The 17431-nt window shown below is 61.9% G+C and carries 12 protein-coding genes; 3 read left to right on the top strand and 9 right to left on the bottom strand.

Translation table 11 applies throughout. From position 1 onward, the window contains the following. Window position 1 precedes the first annotated feature (1 nt). From J2045_RS10100 to J2045_RS10080, 5 genes are all read right to left on the bottom strand, one after another. Window positions 2–871, bottom strand: a complete 870-nt coding sequence (locus J2045_RS10100) for a segregation and condensation protein A (RefSeq protein ID WP_370873068.1) — start codon at window positions 869–871, stop codon at window positions 2–4. After that, window positions 871–1899, bottom strand: a complete 1029-nt coding sequence (gene nagZ, locus J2045_RS10095; protein ID WP_307372278.1) for a beta-N-acetylhexosaminidase — start codon at window positions 1897–1899, stop codon at window positions 871–873. The genes J2045_RS10100 and nagZ overlap by 1 nt, the downstream gene beginning before the upstream one ends. Window positions 1900–2037: 138 nt before the next feature. Beyond that, on the bottom strand, window positions 2038–5112 hold the full coding sequence (locus J2045_RS10090; protein ID WP_307372275.1) for an SPOR domain-containing protein: 3075 nt from the start codon (window positions 5110–5112) through the stop codon (window positions 2038–2040). A 65-nt stretch (window positions 5113–5177) separates the two neighbouring features. Beyond that, complete coding sequence (gene argS, locus J2045_RS10085; protein WP_307372273.1) at window positions 5178–6938, bottom strand: arginine--tRNA ligase; 1761 nt, start codon at window positions 6936–6938, stop codon at window positions 5178–5180. A 60-nt stretch (window positions 6939–6998) separates the two neighbouring features. Next, window positions 6999–8216: a deoxyguanosinetriphosphate triphosphohydrolase gene (locus J2045_RS10080; RefSeq protein ID WP_307372270.1), complete on the bottom strand. Its 1218-nt coding sequence runs from the start codon at window positions 8214–8216 to the stop codon at window positions 6999–7001. Window positions 8217–8413: 197 nt separating this feature from the next. Between J2045_RS10080 and erpA the strand changes: the two genes are divergently transcribed. The 3 genes from erpA to J2045_RS10065 all read left to right on the top strand — a co-directional run bounded on the left by erpA (window position 8414) and on the right by J2045_RS10065 (window position 10304). Continuing rightward, a complete protein-coding gene (gene erpA / locus J2045_RS10075; protein WP_229576384.1) occupies window positions 8414–8746 on the top strand; it encodes an iron-sulfur cluster insertion protein ErpA in 333 nt (110 codons plus the stop codon). A gap of 7 nt (window positions 8747–8753) precedes the next feature. Then, complete coding sequence (xth, locus tag J2045_RS10070; RefSeq protein ID WP_307372761.1) at window positions 8754–9539, top strand: exodeoxyribonuclease III; 786 nt, start codon at window positions 8754–8756, stop codon at window positions 9537–9539. 132 nt (window positions 9540–9671) lie between these two features. Continuing rightward, complete coding sequence (locus J2045_RS10065) at window positions 9672–10304, top strand: hypothetical protein (RefSeq protein WP_307372265.1); 633 nt, start codon at window positions 9672–9674, stop codon at window positions 10302–10304. A gap of 61 nt (window positions 10305–10365) precedes the next feature. On the opposite strand, the gene exoR is transcribed toward J2045_RS10065, so the two are convergent. The 4 genes from exoR to J2045_RS10045 all read right to left on the bottom strand — a co-directional run bounded on the left by exoR (window position 10366) and on the right by J2045_RS10045 (window position 17414). Further along, the gene (gene exoR / locus J2045_RS10060) at window positions 10366–11157 is read right to left on the bottom strand and encodes an exopolysaccharide production regulator ExoR (RefSeq protein WP_166599605.1); all 792 of its coding nucleotides are present in this window, start codon (window positions 11155–11157) and stop codon (window positions 10366–10368) included. A 546-nt stretch (window positions 11158–11703) separates the two neighbouring features. Beyond that, window positions 11704–12960, bottom strand: coding sequence for an OmpP1/FadL family transporter (locus J2045_RS10055; RefSeq protein WP_370873067.1), 1257 nt, complete (start codon window positions 12958–12960; stop codon window positions 11704–11706). Between the two features lie 436 nt (window positions 12961–13396). Continuing rightward, complete coding sequence (locus J2045_RS10050) at window positions 13397–16327, bottom strand: valine--tRNA ligase (RefSeq protein WP_307372262.1); 2931 nt, start codon at window positions 16325–16327, stop codon at window positions 13397–13399. A gap of 115 nt (window positions 16328–16442) precedes the next feature. Continuing rightward, window positions 16443–17414 (bottom strand): PopZ family protein, encoded by a 972-nt coding sequence (locus J2045_RS10045; protein WP_307372260.1) that lies wholly within the window; start codon window positions 17412–17414, stop codon window positions 16443–16445. Window positions 17415–17431: the final 17 nt, after the last annotated feature.

Below are 17431 nucleotides of genomic sequence, written 5' to 3'. Positions count from 1 at the left end.
GTTACTCCACCGATCTCAAGGCTTCGGCCTTCGGGCCACTGCGCATGTAGATCGGCTGGAAAGCCCCTTCCTGGCGAATTTCCAGGCGCCCCTCGCGGACCAGTTCGAGCGAGGCGGCAAAGGCGCTGGCAATCGCCGTCACACGCTCCTCCGGACTCGGCAGATAACGCAGCAGGAAGTGATCGAGCGCGGTCCAGTCGGAAATCTCGCCGATCATCCGGGTCAGGATACCCCTGGCGTCCGACAGCGACCACACACGCCGCCGCTCGATCGTCACCTGGGTGATCGACTGACGCTGGCGCAGTGACGCATAGGCCGTAAGAAGATCATAGAGGGAGGCCTCGTAGGCGCTGACAGCGCGCGAAGGCACATGCTCCGGTGCTCCGCGGGCATGGACGTCACGACCGAGACGATTGCGATTGATCAGCCGGGACGCGGCCTCGCGCATGGCCTCCAGGCGCTTGAGGCGGAAGGCAAGCGTCTGCGCCATCTCCTCACCGGAAGGGCCATCATCTTTCGGCTGCTGCGGGATCAGAAGGCGCGATTTCAGATAGGCGAGCCACGCCGCCATCACCAGATAATCGGCAGCCAGTTCGATCCGGATACGGCGGGCGCTTTCGATGAAGAGCAGATACTGCTCGGCAAGCGCCAGAACCGAGATCCGGGCGAGATCGACCTTCTGGTTGCGGGCGAGGAAGAGGAGAAGGTCAAGCGGCCCTTCGAAGCCAGCCACGTCGATGACAAGCGCTGGATCGCTCGCGGCCCGCTCTTCAGCATTGTCCTGCCAGAGACTGTCCATCGGCGTCGGCGCGAGCGTCTCTCCCTGAGAGGCCCGGGTGACGATCGTCGGCTGGACGGGGCCACGCACCATCAGGCCACCGCCATCAGGTTTGCAAATTCGTCACGCAAGGACAGCTCGTCGGCAGCGTCTGGGCTGACAAATGCCGTTTCGACGGCATCCGCCCGCTCGCGAGCCCTGCCGGAGAGCTCCGAGACGGCAGCGGCGACAGCCTTCATCTCGTCCATGTGACCATGACAATGCAGGACCACGTCGAGGGCCGCGGCAATACGGACCGCGCGTTCGCCGATCGTGCCCTTGAGCGCATTCATCGAGATATCGTCGGACATCAGCAGGCCCTCAAAGCCGATCGCCTTGCGCACGATTTCCTCGGTGACGATGCGCGAGGTCGAAGCCGGGTGATCGGGGTCGATGTCGGTATACACGACATGGCAGCTCATGCCCATCAGCTCGTTGGCCAGCGCCTTGAAGGGCACGAAGTCGTGCCTCTCCAACTCGCCACGCGGCACGGTGACGACAGGCAACTCATGATGGCTGTCGGCCATGCCGCGACCATGGCCCGGCATGTGCTTCATCACGGGCAGCACGCCACCGGCCTTCAATCCGTCCGCTGCCGCCTGGCCCATCCTCGCGACCACATGCGGATCATTCGAATAGGCACGATTGCCGATGACATTGGAGGCGCCCTCGATCGGCACGTCGAGCACGGGCAGGCAGTCAACATTAATGCCCAGGCGATAGAGATCAAAGGCATGCAGGCGTGACATCAACCAGGCGGCCCGCAGGCCCTTGTCCACATCCTGATTGTAGAGCGCACCGAGATCGGCGCCCGAGGGATAACGCGGCGCGATCGGCTCGCGGATCCGCTGGACGCGGCCGCCTTCCTGGTCGATCAGCACGGGCACATGCGATCCGCCACCGACGGTCTCGCGCATCTCCGAAACGAGGTCCTTGACCTGCTCGGCCTCGCCGATATTGCGGCCGAAAAGGATGAAGCCCCAGGGCTGCTCGTCGCGATAGAAGGCCTTCTCGTCAGCGCTCAAGCGCTGGCCGAGGCAACCGAGGATCATGGCTTTGGCGGGACGGGGTTGTGCTGTCATGGGAAGACCATATCGAGGGCAAGGAAAAAGCCGAAGGGAGCGGGGCGCGCGAGTGGCGCTCATACACAAGAAAAGAGGCGGAACACGGGGTCCCGCCTCTCAATCGCCCGACACTCAGGCGATATCTCAGCGCGCGGCCTAGCGCGAAACGAGGCAGCTGCCACCGGCGGCACGATACTGCTCGCAAAGCGCCACTGCATCATCCTTGGAGCCTGCGACCACGCGCACGCGGTAGAAGGTGCCCTTGCCGGGAATGTCGGCCTGGCGGATTTCCCAGGGCTTGCCGCCAAGGACACTGCTGAACTTGCTGGACAGGTTGCGATAGCTCTTCTGAGCATCCGCTTCCGAGGGAAGCGACGCAATCTGGATGCCGAAGCTGCCGGCAGGCGCAGCAGCAGCCGGGGCCGGCGTCGCGGCGGCAGGCGGCGCGGCAGCAACTTCCGTCTGCGCTACCGGTTCGGCGGGTGCCGTTGCGGCGGGCTGGGCCGGACGCAGGTTGCCCTGGTCGGTGACCGTGCCGACGACATTGACGGGCTGGTCGGCCGGACGGCTGGTCGGGATCGGCGCACGCGGTGCTGCGGCATCGGTGCCAGCGGCTGTTGCAGCGGTATCGGTCGTCGCCGCAGCCGCCGCCGGAGCATCAACCGTGGTCGAGACGGGTGCGGGTGCCGCTTCTGTCGGACCACCAGGGGTCACGACGCGGGTCTCGACGGTCTGCACGGTATCGCCCGTGTTTGTTGTCGGGACGCTTGGCGGGGCCAGGACTGGAGGCTCTGCGGCAGCCTGGGAGGCGGTTGCAGCGGTTGTTGCCACAGGCGCGGGTGTTGGCTCGGCAGGCACTTCCTGGGCGACCAGCGTGCCATCCGGACGAACGATCATCGTTCTCACCTTGCGCGGCGTAATCGTGGCCGGATCGTCGGCTGCAGCTTGCTGCGGTTGGCCGTCAGGCAGCAGGCGCGGATCCTCTGTTTCGCCAACAGGCGTCGCCAGGGCCTCGTCTTCGCCTTCCATGGGAAGCGATTCCGGGATCAGGGTGCGCTGAACGACGTCCACAGGCTGCTCTTCGGATGAAATCAGGCTCTGCTGCTTGGGGTCTTCCACGCCATTGCCGGCAACGCGGTCGTAGACCGCCTTGTCCTGGTTCGGGACCGACTTACCGCCCGGATCCTCCGGCACGATCTTGACCGGCGACTTGTCTGCAGCAATCACCTGCGGCTCACCGCCTGTCAGCGTGCCGACTGCACCGCTACCGAGCCAGGCATAGAGACCACCTGCACCCGCAAGGAGAACAATCACTGCAGTGCCGGCGATCAGGTAGGGCTTGATGCGACGGAAGCGGAAGCCCTGGCCTTCACCCGATATGGTGATGTGTCCACGGCTCTCTGGCTCCAGAGCGCCGGTCGAGGTCATGGTGCTGCGGAAATCCTCTTCCAGCGCCTTCTCGAAGGCATCGAAATCATCGAGCGGTGCTGCGGCGGGACGAGCGGTCGATACCGGCATGGCAGCGACGCGGCTGGACGCGACCGGCTTTGCCGGCGGCGGAGCGACGGGCTCTTCAAACAGCGTTGCCAGTTCCGCATCGATGTCAATGTCGTAGTCCGATTGCACCGACTGGGCCGGGCGCACCTCCGCAACCGGCACTTCTGGAACATCCATGCCGCTCAGGGTTTCGAGATGGTCGTCCTGTTCCGAAATCTCCGAAGGATCGAAACTGAAAGTTTCCTCGACAGGCGCGGCCTGTCGATACGATGCGACCGGCGCAACGGGCTCAGACGCGCGGGCATCCGGTGCTGGGCGGGACACTGGTGCGGAATAGGCCGGCATGGAGACCGGTGCCGCAGGCTGCCTGTAGACAGCGACATCTGCAGCTGCCATCGAGGGCACGAATGATGCCGGGGCTGACGGCACCTGACGCGGCGACGCGACCGGCGCGGCGAAGACCGGAGCCACCGCTGCCGCGGCAGCCGGCAAAGGCATGGACACGGGTTCGGCCTTTGCAACGGCAAGGTCGAGATCGGACAGGTCGATCTCGATGTCATCCAGCTGCAGGTCAAACTCGTGATCGGCAAAGGGATCGAAATCCTCTTCAGATGCGGCAGGAGCTGCGGCCCTGGCCGTGGGTGCCACCGCCTGCGGAGGGGCATAACCGTCTTCTTCAGCCGCCAATTCGCTCAAGAAGTCGAAACCGAAGTCCGGCTCTTCGCGGTCGATCCGGGGTGCTGCTTGGCTCATCGAAGATGCGACCGGAGCCGCGCGACGCTCGGCCTCGATCGTAAAGCTGTCGGGCTGCGGCAACACAGCCTCGGCAGTCACCGCAACCGGCGGAACAGCTGCAGGAATAGGCTCCACCGGGCCGGAAGCCCAGTCAAAGGTCGCGCTGCCGAAGTCGAGTTCGACCGGAGCATCGGGAGCTGCGCCAGCCGGCGGCATGGCCGCTGCAAAGCGCGGGGATTCCTCAGCGCGCGCCTCAATGGCAGGTGCATCAAACTCCGCTACATTGCGGGATGTAGGCAAGCCGAGTTCAGGTTCGGCCCGCTTCACCGGTTGCGCGGAAAAATTTGCGAGCGGCAGCCGAAGGCGCGGCGGTTCCGGATGAACCGGGCGCAGCGGCTCGACCTGCAGTTCTGGACGAATATCAGAGTCGGCGACAGCAAACTCAAGCTCATCGGCGAGGTCGAACGTCAACTCTGGCCCTGGCTCTGACTGCTGGACTGCGGCAAAACCCTGACGGCTGACGACCTCGGGGGCAGCAACACCGACATCGTCTGTCGACGCATAGGCGTCGGCATACGACACTCCGGAATCGGCAATATCGATCGCCTCCGGCACATAAGCGGGGGCTGGAGCCCGATAGGCCGGCTCAGAGATCGCGAAGGCAGAAACCTGCGGCTCGAAACTCGGCTCCTCGCGGTAACGAGGCGCATCATGGACGCCAGCCACCGCCGGCCGCGACACGACTGGCTCAGGCGCCGAGATCGGGGGCGCATAGGACACAGGCGCTGGCGCGGCCTCATAGCCCTCGAATTCGCGCATCAATTCGTCTTCGAGATTGAAATCGGCCGAACCCATGTCCGGCGCCTGCGGCAGCGTCACCACAGGCTCGCGCTTCAGGGGCTGATCGAACCCGACAATGCGGGCGAGCTCCGCCAACGGATCATCATCCGCGAAACCATCGCCCTGCGATCGCATGTTTGCAGCCTGCTTCTGTACCATACCCTGTTCCACTCACTCACGCGACTCAACGCCTGCCAGCGCAATGTGGGGAATTGGTGACGATACTATCGCATTTCGACCGGAGCTTCGGTGCCAGTAATGGCCAGTCCCGACTTCAACACGGAGGCGACAGCATGCACCAGCCCAAGCCTGGCGATGGTTAATTCTCTATGTTTATCGTTAACAAAGCGTAATTCGGGCGAATCCTTGCCCTTATTCCAGTGAGCATGCAGCGAGCTTGCCAGATCATGCAGGTAAAATGCAAGACGATGCGGCTCCTGCGACAGTGCTGCCGCCTCGATAATCCGCGGATATTCGGCAAGCTTGGCCACCAGCGACAGTTCCGTCGGGTCTTCGATCTGTCCCATTACGGCACTGGCAAGGTCGAGCTTCTCGATTTCGAGATCCGGGAACGCTTCCTTCGCCTGGCGCATGATCGACATGCAGCGGGCGTGCGCATATTGCACGTAGAAGACCGGGTTATCCTTCGACTGCTCCGTGACCTTGGCAAAGTCGAAGTCGAGCGGCTCGGAATTCTTCCGATAGAGCATCATGAAACGCACCGAATCGCGGCCGACTTCCTCGACCACTTCACGCAGCGTCACGAAGTCGCCCGAGCGCTTCGACATCTTGAAGGGCTCGCCGTCGCGGTAGAGCTTGACCAGCTGGCAGAGCAGAACGGTCAGCTTCGACTTGCCTTCGGAGACGGCACGATTGACGGCTTCCAGCCGCTTCACGTAACCGCCGTGGTCAGCACCGAGAACATAGATCATCTCGGAGAAGCCGCGGTCGAACTTGTCCTTGAAGTAGGCAACGTCGGCAGCGAAATAGGTGTAGGAGCCATCCGACTTCATCAGCGGACGGTCGATATCGTCACCGACCTCGGTCGAGCGGAACAGCGTCTGCTCGCGGTCTTCCCAGTCTTCCGGAAGCTGGCCCTTCGGCGGCGGCAAGGTGCCGCGATAGACATGGCCCTTGAAGGTCAGGTCGTTGATCGCCGTGCGGATCTTCGCGGCATTGTTGGCATGCAGCGTGCGCTCGGAGAAGAAGATGTCGTGATGGACATTGAGCGTGGCGAGATCGTCGCGGATCATGGCCATCATCGCGTCGATGGCCTTTTCCTTGACGATGGCAAGCATGTCCTCTTCCGGCATGCCGTAGAGCTTGGTGCCGTATTCGTCCGCAAGCGCCTTGCCGACCGGCACGAGGTAGTCGCCCGGATAAAGACCCGCCGGGATCTCGCCGATCTCCTCGCCGAGCGCCTCGCGATAGCGCAGGAAGGCCGAGCGGGCGAGCACATCGATCTGCGCGCCAGCGTCGTTGATGTAGTATTCCTTGGTCACCTCATAGCCGGCAAAGCCGAGCAGGTTGGCGAGCGTGTCGCCAACGACGGCGCCACGGCAATGGCCGACATGCATCGGACCTGTCGGGTTGGCCGAGACATATTCGACATTGACCTTGTGACCGGTGCCAACCGTTGAGCGGCCGAAACTCGTTCCCTCGCGGATCATCACCGCCAGCAAACGCTGCCAATAGGCGACCGACAGGCGGATATTGATGAAGCCGGGACCGGCGACGTTGACGTCTGCGATATCGGCATCCTGCTTCAGCTTCTCGCCGATCAGGTCGGCCAGCGCGCGCGGGTTCATGCCCATGCCCTTGGCGAGCACCATTGCGGCATTGGTCGCAGCATCGCCATGGCTTGCATCGCGCGGCGGCTCAACGACGATGCGGCTGAAGTCGAGGCTGTCGCGCTTCTCGCGCACCGCCTCGATCTCGTCGAGCGCTGCTTTGATCCGGATTTCGAAATCGGCGAAAAGGTTCATGGCGTGTCCCTGCGCGCCGGAGCTCAGCCCCGGCGTTCTCTAAAGAATTTCGTCGGGTGCCTATCGCAATTCGGGAGTCCGGTCAAACAGCTCGCGATGCGTTCGCACCGCATAGGTGTCGGTCATGCCGGCCAGATAGTCCCCGACATGGCGGGCCTTCTGGCCGTCATTGAGACCGGAAATATGGTTGACCCAGAAGTGGCTCTTCATCAGTTTCGGGTCGTTCATATAGGCGTTGAAGAGGTCGGTGACGATCTCGGCGGCCGCGGCGCGGATGCGCATGATGTCGGGGTGGCGATAGATGCGGCTGAACAGCAGCTTCTTGATCGCCTTGTCGGTCTCGGCCATCTGGTCCGAGAAGGTGGCGATCGTCATTGAAGCCGCCCTGATGTCCTCGACACTCTGCGGCTCGACCTGCTTCAAGCGGTCCTGCGCGACGCCAATCACATCTTCGACCATGCGGGTGATCTGCCGGCGCATGATCTCGTGAGTGAACCTGTCAGGATCGAGATGCGGATAGCGGTCGCGCACCTCCTTCATCAGACCTGCGAGGAAGGGCACGTCTTCCAGCATCTCGAAGGTGAGGTAACCTGAGCGCAGGCCGTCATCGATGTCATGGGTATTGTAGGCGATGTCATCGGCGATCGCAGCGACCTGGGCTTCGAGACCGGCAAAGCTTGCCAGTTCTAGATCATGAATTTCACAGTAGTCGCGGATCGGCTGCGGAACCGGACCACGTGTCCCCTGCCCGTCCTTCGTCAGCAGCGGCCCATTGTGTTTCACAAGACCCTCAAGCGCTTCCCATGTGAGGTTCAACCCGTCGAAATCAGCGTAACGCCGCTCCAGCTTTGTCACGATGCGCAGCGACTGGGCATTGTGGTCGAAGCCGCCATAGGGCTCCAGCACCTCATGCAGCGCGTCCTCGCCGGTGTGGCCAAAGGGCGTGTGGCCGAAGTCATGGACGAGGGCCACACCTTCCGCCAGATCCTCGTCGAGCTTCAGAGCACGCGCCAGCGCACGGGCAATCTGCGCCACCTCGATCGTGTGCGTCAGACGCGTGCGATAATGATCGCCATCGGGGCCGATGAAGACCTGGGTCTTGTGCTTGAGGCGACGGAAGGCGGTCGTGTGGACGATGCGGTCACGGTCGCGCTGGAAATCGGAGCGCGTCAGGCTGCCGCCTTCGGCAAACAGGCGCCCCCGGCTCTTCCAGGGATTGGTCGCATAGACCGCCCGTTCGCCCGTGCCGAAACCCAGTGCTGATTGATCAATCGTCATGCCTGTGCCGCTTGCTCCCCATTGACGCAACTCTTGTGCCTTCATACCTATAGCGGACAAAGCCGCAAGGCGATGCGGGTTCCGAAGCCGTTTCGGACCACGCCGCCTTATCAAAAATCACGCAATTGCGTGACAATGCGGTGATTTGCTGAGACTAAGACCGTTTTCACCGGGCCTTGAACCCGGCAGGAGGCCAAATGAGCACCGAAACCGTTACCCTTTCCGAAGCCGCCGCGAAGCGAATCGCCGCGATCGTCGCCGCCGATGCCGAGAAGCAGGCGCTGCGTGTCTCCGTCGAAGGCGGCGGCTGTTCCGGCTTCTCCTACAAATTCGACCTCGACGGCCAGCCTGCCGGCGACGACATCGTGATCAGCCGTGACGGCGCAACCGTGCTCATCGACCCGATGTCGCTGATCTACATGGCCGGCTCCGAGATCGACTTCGTCGACAACCTGCTCGGCCAGTCGTTCCAGATCAAGAACCCCAATGCGGTGGCGAGCTGCGGCTGCGGCACCAGCTTCTCCGTGTGAGTGCATGATGAAAATTGCCACCTGGAACATCAACGGCGTCAAGGCGCGCATCGAGAACCTGTGCCAGTGGCTGAAGGATAGCGATCCCGATATCGCCTGCCTGCAGGAGATCAAGTCGGTCGACGAAGGGTTTCCGCGTGGGGAGATCGAGGCGCTCGGCTATCACGTCGAGACCCATGGCCAGAAGGGCTTCAACGGCGTCGCCCTTCTCTCCAAGATCAAGCCCGATGAAGTCAATCGCGGCCTGCCCGGTGACGAGACCGACGAACAGGCCCGTTTCATCGAGGGCGTATTTTCCGTCGAAGGCGGCGTGGTGCGCGTCTGCTCGCTCTATCTGCCGAACGGCAATCCTTCCGACGATCCGATCAAATACCCCTACAAGCTCGCCTGGATGGCAAGGCTCGAAGCCTTCGCCCGCGATCGCATGGCGCTTGAGGAGCCTCTGATCCTGGCGGGTGACTACAATGTCATCCCGGAACCGCATGATGCGAAGGACCCGAGCCAGTGGGTGACCGATGCGCTCTTCCTGCCGCAGACCCGGGCTGCCTTCCGACGCCTGGAAAACCTCGGCTTTGTCGACGCCGTGCGCGCCACCAATGACGAGACACCGCTCTTCTCCTTCTGGGACTATCAGGCGGGCGCCTGGCAGAAGAACAACGGCATCCGCATCGACCACCTGATGCTTTCGCCCGAGGCGTCCGACCGACTGCGCTCGACCGCGATCGAAAAACATGTTCGCGCCTGGGAAAAACCCTCCGACCACGTTCCGGTGGTGGGGCATTTCCACTTCTGAACGAGCGGGCAGCGTCCCGTCGCGCCAACAAGCCCCATGCAAGTCAGGCGTCCTATCAGGGAGCCTGACGATCACACGGGGCTGCGCGGGGCATGACCTCGCCGCATCCCGATCGAGCATGGGAGTTCAGCCATGGTATCCTCCATCGCCTCAACGCAGCTCTTGATGAGCCAGATCTACATGCGCGTCTCCCGGGAGACGGCCGCTCAGAATACGGCTGCGACCGACACCAGTCCCGCCGACTATTTCAATGCGTCGCTCGGCAATCTCATGCGCACCTATGGAGACGCTGCCGAAGGTGGAGACGACGACACCTATGACCAGAGCTGGCTGAGATCCAGCGCAGCGCAGGACGCAGAAGCGGTGCAGGAGGAGATTTCCGACGACATCCGGACTGCCTCGTTCATGACCGGATTGAAGGATCGCCTGCAGGAAATGACGCGCACGGGTGATGCGGTGAAGGCGAAGGAGATGCTGTCGGCGCTGGAGGACGGCACGCTTGAGGTGACCGATGCACCGAGCGGCCGCCAGGTCACGGCCTTCCTGCCAGACGAGGAGAGCGCTGATCGCGACGCCAGGAGCGTTACCGCCAGCGACTGGTCGAACTTCCTCAAGAGCAATCTCAGCCGCGAGCGCACCGGCGGCTATCAGCTCACCGACAGCGGCGCCCATATCGACAGGACAACGGGCAAGAGCGCGAGCTTTATCACTGTCGGCGGCATCTATGTCTACCTGACCTGGCCGGCTCCCGGAGCGGGCGGCTGAGACCCATGAAAAAGGGCGCCTGCTGGGCGCCCTTGCAGCATCTCAAAAAACGGTCCGAAGATCAGTCGCCCTGCTCGTAGACCTGCGGCGCCAATGCCACGGCTACGCGGCGATCATCCTCGGAGGCGAGCGAGAAGGCGCGCTCCTGCAGGTCCTGCATCCAGGGACAATCCTTAGCGCTGCAGCGCTCCAGCGCTGCCGTCAGGAATGCAAGACCGCGCACGGTCTGACCTTCCTCGAAAAGCACATTGCCGAAGATCGACATGGCACCGGCATGGCCACTCTTGCGCGCCATGTTCAGCCACTTCTTCGCCTGCTGGACGTTCACACTGCCGCCCTCGCCCGCCAGGATCATGCGCGCCAGCTGAAACTGCGCTTCCGGCACACCGAAGGTGGATGCCACCTGGAAATAGATCTGCCGCGCCTGGGCGAGATCCGCCTTGACCGGAGTTTCGGGGATTCCCTGGCGATAGTAGCGGGCCAGCGACAGGAGCGCATTGACGAAGAAGCCAGTATCAGCCGAACCCGGCTCGACGCCCTGATTGGCGATCTCGGCATAGATCTTGAAGGCCTCGAAGTCGTTCTCGACGACGCCGTCACCGGCCGCATACATGTTGGCCAGCGCCCAGCGCGAACCGGTATGGCCCTTCTCGGCGGCATAACGATAGGCCTCGACGGCCTCTTCCTTCTGACCCTTCTTGTAGGCGTTGAAGCCGAACTTGAAGAGATCGAAGGGACCGGATTCCTTGCTGACGCCGGCATTCATGTCGAAGGCCCGGGCAGAAGGGCTCCACGACAGCAAAAGAGCTGCCGCCAAAAGCACTGCCGAAGACTTCCAGTCGCGTAGACGCATGGGCCCGCACATTTTCCAAGTCATGATGGACATCAGATGCTCCGCCCCGCAACTGCGGCGAGTTCAACTGCGCCCGAGTTCAAGATTACATCAAACCGATGAATAGACGGTTCATGAGCGATTGCTCGATCGGAGCCTCCGTCACAGCCCTTTGTCGTTCCTTGTTGCATGGACAAGAGAGTAGACTGGATTTCCGGCAAGACCGGGGCGGCCAAACACGCCTGCTCGTTTTGCCCCGTCCAACCTGCCGACCGCTCCCCAAAAGCGACCGAAGTCATTGCTATCAGCACCCTATTTTCGCCCCAGAGGCTCATGTGAAACTCTTAACGCCACCCACCGGACACGGCGCCTGCCGTTCCTTCATCCACCGGTGCTCTTCGTTTGTGGCGGGAAATGGACAAATTCGGCACCCGCGTGACGGCCAGCGAAGGATAGATGCGATGTTGCAGAATCGACACATTCCGGAATGCTGAAAGATGGGCGCGAGGGACCGAAACGAAAGAAGCCCGGACAAGCCGGGCTTCTGGATCTTCAGGTCAGCAAGGCTCAGAAGCGGACCTTGAGGGACGTCGAAACGGCGGCAACAAGGTCGGTGCCGAAGTCATAGGAGACGTCCTCGCCGTAGGTCACGCCATCGACCGTCACTTCACCCGAGCTGCCCGAAGTCAGGAGGCTCAGTGCGCCGGCTACGCGGAACTCGACGTTCTCGCTCGGGGTGTAGGATACCCCCGTGCCGAAGGTCCAGACATCGGTCTGGCTGCCAAAGCCCTGCGCAGTACCACGGTCCCAAGTGACCGAACCTGCAACGCTCCACTGGTCGTTCAACTTGTGGCCGATACCGCCGCTGACTGTCCAGCCGTCACGGTACGCAAGTTCGAGAGCGGTGGCTTCAGTCGTCGTCCCCTCAGCAAAGAAGGGAATACGCTGCAGCTGGCTCCAGTCAGTCCACTTCACAGAGCCGAATGCAAGCCAATCCGGCGCGATGCCAGACTGAAGCTTCAACTCGACCGTATCGGGCATAACTGCCGAGCCGTAGACATCCGTCACCTGGCCAAACAGTGGATTCGTCAGAACGCCGCCCACGAACGGAATTTCGGTCAGATCAAGCGTACCGGTGATATTGTCGAGCTTGACCTCGCTGTTGTAAACGAGGCTTGCACGCAGGGCATACTCGGTGATCTCATAGGCGACACCGAAGCGCCAGCCATAGCCGTCACCTTCAAGATCAAGCCGTCCAACACCAGTCGTGGTCTGTCCGAGTGCAGTCAGCGTCTCGGACGTTACTACCTGGCGCTCCTTGAAGCCGCCAACTTCCTGGTAAAAGGCACCACCGATGACACGCAGCTGGCCAGCACCCGCGTCGAACTTGTACGAGCAGGTCAGCGCATAGTTGTCGCTGTCGACCTTAGTCTCGATGTTTTGTTGAGCACCAACCCAATCAGCGCCCGGATTTGTGTGCACGCCCCAAGGCTGCGAATAGTCGGCAAGGCAGTCGAGACCTTCCGTCAGACCAGCCTTGAAGCCGATGCGCGGAACAAAATAATTCTCGGTCTCGGTCGTGCTGTCCGAGTAACCCTGCGCGGTCGTCATGGTGCTGTCAGAGGCGTCTTCATCCACGACGTTCTCGAGCTTGCGCTGCGGAGCCACGTAAACCACACCGCTTTCGAACGTGTACTGGCCCGGATCGAACAGAAGATCGATGTTGTAGCCGGCCCGTTCAAGACCGCCAGCCTGCGCGCCTCCCACGAATGCGCATGCAGCGATCAGGCCGAGGGCCGTTGTCTTCATCAAGTGGTTCGCCATGTCTCTCCCCAATTCCGGCAAAACTGTGATTTGCATAGTAGACAGGAATGGCGGAATGACAATCCGGTGACAGAGGTCACACAGGCGCAGAATTGCCGAAATTTTTACGTAACCTTTTTGACGTTAACGTCAAATACGACCCATTTTGGATGATATTTCCATCAGGCGCGATCTAAAGCGCCAGATGTGGATTTTTTTTCCACGGACGAGCCCGTGCGTTGCAAGCGCGCCACAGGCCATGTGATGATGTGGATGATGTGATTTTATGCATTCGCCCTTCGCACTTGCAGCAAAATCCCGTACCACATCGAAATATGTCGAAGAATCGTTATAAATGGCATCAATATGGCCGGTCCCATCGTGGCCAAACGCGAAAACGGAAAGGCCGGATCTGAAATCCGGCCCTTAGAAATTCATTCCTGACGCAGCAGAGACCTCATCCTGCCTCGACGACCCGCTTCAGCGCCGTCTCGAGGCTCGCCTTCTGCACCTCAAGCTCTTGATAACGCTCACGTTCAGCCGCGACCACCTCCGGATTGGCATTGGCCACGAACTTTTCGTTGTTCAGCTTGCCGGCGATGCGGGCCATTTCCTGATCAACCTTGCCGATTGCCTTTTCGAGACGGGCCTTTTCAGCGCCGACATCGATCAGGCTGCCAAGCGGCAGGCAGGCGGTGGCTTCGGCAATGACGATCTGGGCTGCACCCTTCGGCGCAACCTCGGCAACCGTGATCGTCTCGACGCGGGCGAGCCGCTTGATCGCCGCATCGTGGCGCAGGAGGCGTTCCTGGGTGACGCCATTGGCGCCGACCACGACGAGCGGGGCTGTGGCGCCCGGCGGCACGTTCATTTCCGAGCGGGCCGAGCGGATACCGGTGACGAGATCGATCAGCCAGTTGATGTCGGCCGCCGAATTCTCGTCCGAGAATTCTGGCTTCGGCCAGTCGGCATGGCAGAGCAGGGTGTCGCGGGTCGTGCCTTCGCTGGCCGTATGGACCCAAAGCTCTTCCGTCATGAAGGGCATGAAGGGATGCAGCAGTTTGTAGGTTTCTTCCAGCACATAGGCCGCACAGGCCTGGGCTTCCTTCTTGGCCGCTTCGTCGTCGCCCATGAAGACCGGCTTCAGGAGCTCCAGATACCAGTCGCAGAACTGATTCCAGACGAAGCGGTAGAGGCTGCTGGCCGCATCGTTGAAACGGTAGCTTTCGATCGCTTCCGTCACTTCCCGTTCGGTGCGGGCCAGCTCGGTCAGGATCCAGCGGTTGATCGCAAGCGATGTCGTCTGCGGCAGGAAGTTCGGATCAGCCTTCACGCCGTTCATTTCGGCAAAACGTGTCGCGTTCCAAAGCTTGGTGCCAAAGTTGCGGTAGCCGGCGATGCGGGCAGGATCCAGCTTCACGTCGCGGCCCTGGGCCGCCATGATCGCCAGCGTAAAGCGCAGGGCGTCCGCGCCATATTCGTCGATCAGTTCCAGCGGGTCGATGACGTTGCCCTTCGACTTCGACATCTTCTGGCCGTTCTTGTCGCGAACCAGCGCATGCACATAGACCGTGTGGAAGGGCTCGACCGGATTGCCCTCCTCGTCCTTCATGAAGTGCAGGCCCATCATCATCATCCGGGCGACCCAGAAGAAGATGATGTCGAAGCCGGTGACGAGAACGTCAGTCTGGTAGTATTTCGCCAGTTCCGGCGTGTTGTCGGGCCAGCCGAGCGTCGAGAAGGGCCAAAGGGCCGAGGAGAACCAGGTGTCGAGCACGTCCTCGTCGCGGGTCAGGATCTCGCCCGGCTTAAAGTTCTCGAGCTTCTCCTCGACCCAGGCCTTCCACGGACCTTCATGGGCGATGTAGTGCTGGATGGCGGCGTGCAGCGCCTCTTCCTCGGTCTTCTCGACGAAGACCTGGCCGTCCGGACCATACCAGGCCGGGATCTGGTGGCCCCACCAGAGCTGGCGCGAGATGCACCAGGGTTCGATGTTTTCCATCCATTCGAAATAGGTCTTTTCCCAGTTCTTCGGAACGAAGTTTGTGCGCCCCTCGCGAACGGAAGCAATCGCCGGTTCGGCGAGCGTCTTGGCGTCGGCGAACCACTGGTCGGTCAGCATCGGCTCGATGACGACGCCAGAACGGTCACCGAAGGGCTGCATGATCTTCTTGTTCTCGACGAAGGGAATGTCATTGCCCTCATCATCCTTGGTGGTGACGGCTAGACCCTCTGCGTTGATCGCATCGACAATCCGCTTGCGGGCATCGTAGCGATCCAGGCCGCGATACTCTTCCGGCACCAGGTTGATATCATCGACCTCCGCCTCGTTCGGCAGCTGGCCGGTTTTCGCGATCTCAAGGGCCCGTGCTGCGTAGACGGCATAGTCCTCGCCGTCGGCGCGCATCTTGGCCTGGGTATCCATCAGGCGGTAAAGCGGGATCTTGTTGCGGCGCGCGACCTGGTAGTCGTTGAAGTCATGCGCACCGGTGATCTTGACCGCGCCCGAGCCGAATTTCGGATCCGGATATTCGTCGGTGATGATCGGGATCAGGCGGCGATGTTCTTTCGGCCCGACCGGGATCTCGCAGAGCTTGCCGACGATCGCGGCATAACGCTCATCCGAGGGATGGACGGCAACCGCGCCGTCGCCGAGCATGGTCTCAGGTCGCGTCGTCGCGATCGAGATGTAGTTGCGCTCCTCCTGGAAGGTGACGTTGCCGTCCTCGTCCTTCTCGACATAGGTATAGGTCGCACCACCGGCGAGCGGATATTTGAAGTGCCACATATGGCCTTCAACTTCCTTGTTCTCGACCTCAAGGTCGGAAATCGCCGTCTCGAACTTCGGGTCCCAGTTGACCAGCCGCTTGCCGCGATAGATCAGGCCTTCCTTGTAGAGCGTAACAAAGACTTCGAGGACAGCCGCCGACAGGCCTTCGTCCATGGTGAAGCGTTCGCGCGACCAGTCGCAGGAGGCGCCAAGACGCTTCAGCTGGTTGAAGATCAGGCCGCCCGATTCTTCCTTCCACTCCCAGACCTTTTCGATGAAGGCCTCGCGGCCCATGTCGCGGCGGGTGAGGTTCTGGCCGTTTTCGGCGAGCTTGCGCTCGACCACCATCTGGGTTGCGATGCCGGCATGGTCCATGCCCGGCTGCCACAGCACATCCTTGCCGCGCATGCGCTCAAAGCGGACCATGATGTCCTGCAGCGTGTTGTTCAGCGCATGGCCCATATGCAGCGAGCCGGTCACGTTCGGCGGCGGGATCACGATGGTGAAGGTGTCCTCGCCGGGCTTGGCATTGGCGCCGGCGCGGAACGCATCGGCGTCTTCCCAGGCTTTGGCAATTTTCGGTTCGACGGCGGCTGAATCATAGGTCTTTTCGAGCATTTTGCGACCGGACTTTTCGAGTTCTGGATGTGGGTTGGTAAACAGGACTGGCCAATTCGAGTCAATAAAAAAGGCCGCTCTCACGAGCGGCCCATGATCCCTGAGGATGCTTCGATCAGCGTCGCGGGCCGCGGGCGACGCGTTCGATTTCTTCCCGCACGAGGCGCTCCACCAGCGTCGGCAGGTTGTCGTCGAGCCAGTCCTTCAGCATCGGGCGGAGCATGTCCTCGGCCATCTCGTCGAGCGAGCGGCGCTCGGTGCCATCGAAGGCGGCGGCGAGATCGGAGAAGGAACGTGACACCTGTTCGACGGTCGCAGCAGACACCAACGCGGTCAGATCACGGCCTTCGCTTTCGGTTTCCCGCTGCAGCTCGACGGACGATGGCGATGCCTGCATTTCCGGTTCAAGCTCTTCATAGGTCGGCTCGAAAGCCGCCTCAACGAACCTTGGCTCCTGGCGCTCGACGCGAACCTCGACCGAGGCGATGCGCGCCATCGGAGCCGGGTCCGCAGGATGCTCCGCTTCGGCTGCGGCACGCTGCATGGCATACGGCGCCGGCTCTGGCGAAAGTGCGGGACGCAATTGCTGGTCGCGCATTTCGGAAAGGCGGGTCGCCATCACAGGGGCTGCCGCACGTGCCTGCTGCTCAGCGGCTTGCGGCATGTCGCGGCGCGGCTGCACCACGGTTGCCTGGATCGGCGTGCTGGAAATGGTCGGGGCGCTCGACTGCACCGGCCGTTCCATGCGCTCGGAGGCAGAGCGAACACGGGCAGCCAGGTCGGCCAGCGACACGCTTTTCGGCGCCTCGGCTGCCGGGTCGCGAGCCGGCTCCTCAGCGGGCATCACCTCGGCGCGCTCGATCTCGCGCTGGAAGACAGGGAAAGCAGAGCCTGCATCATTGGCTGCAACGAAATCGCCGCCATCATAACCGTTGTCTTCTTCGCTCTGCTCGTAGTCGTCGGACAGGGCCGAGACATCCTGGGACAGGCTGCCACCGTTCAGCGGGTCATTGCTTTCGATGATCCGGCGAATCGATGCCAGGATCTCTTCCATGGACGGTTCACGCGCTACGCTTGGCTGAGCCATACTAATCCCCGTTGTCC

It is taken from the genome of Peteryoungia aggregata LMG 23059, assembly GCF_030814435.1.
GTDB lineage: Bacteria > Pseudomonadota > Alphaproteobacteria > Rhizobiales > Rhizobiaceae > Allorhizobium > Allorhizobium aggregatum.
Note: the sequence above shows the minus strand (reverse complement) of the source record. Positions and strands in the feature narration are given on the sequence as shown.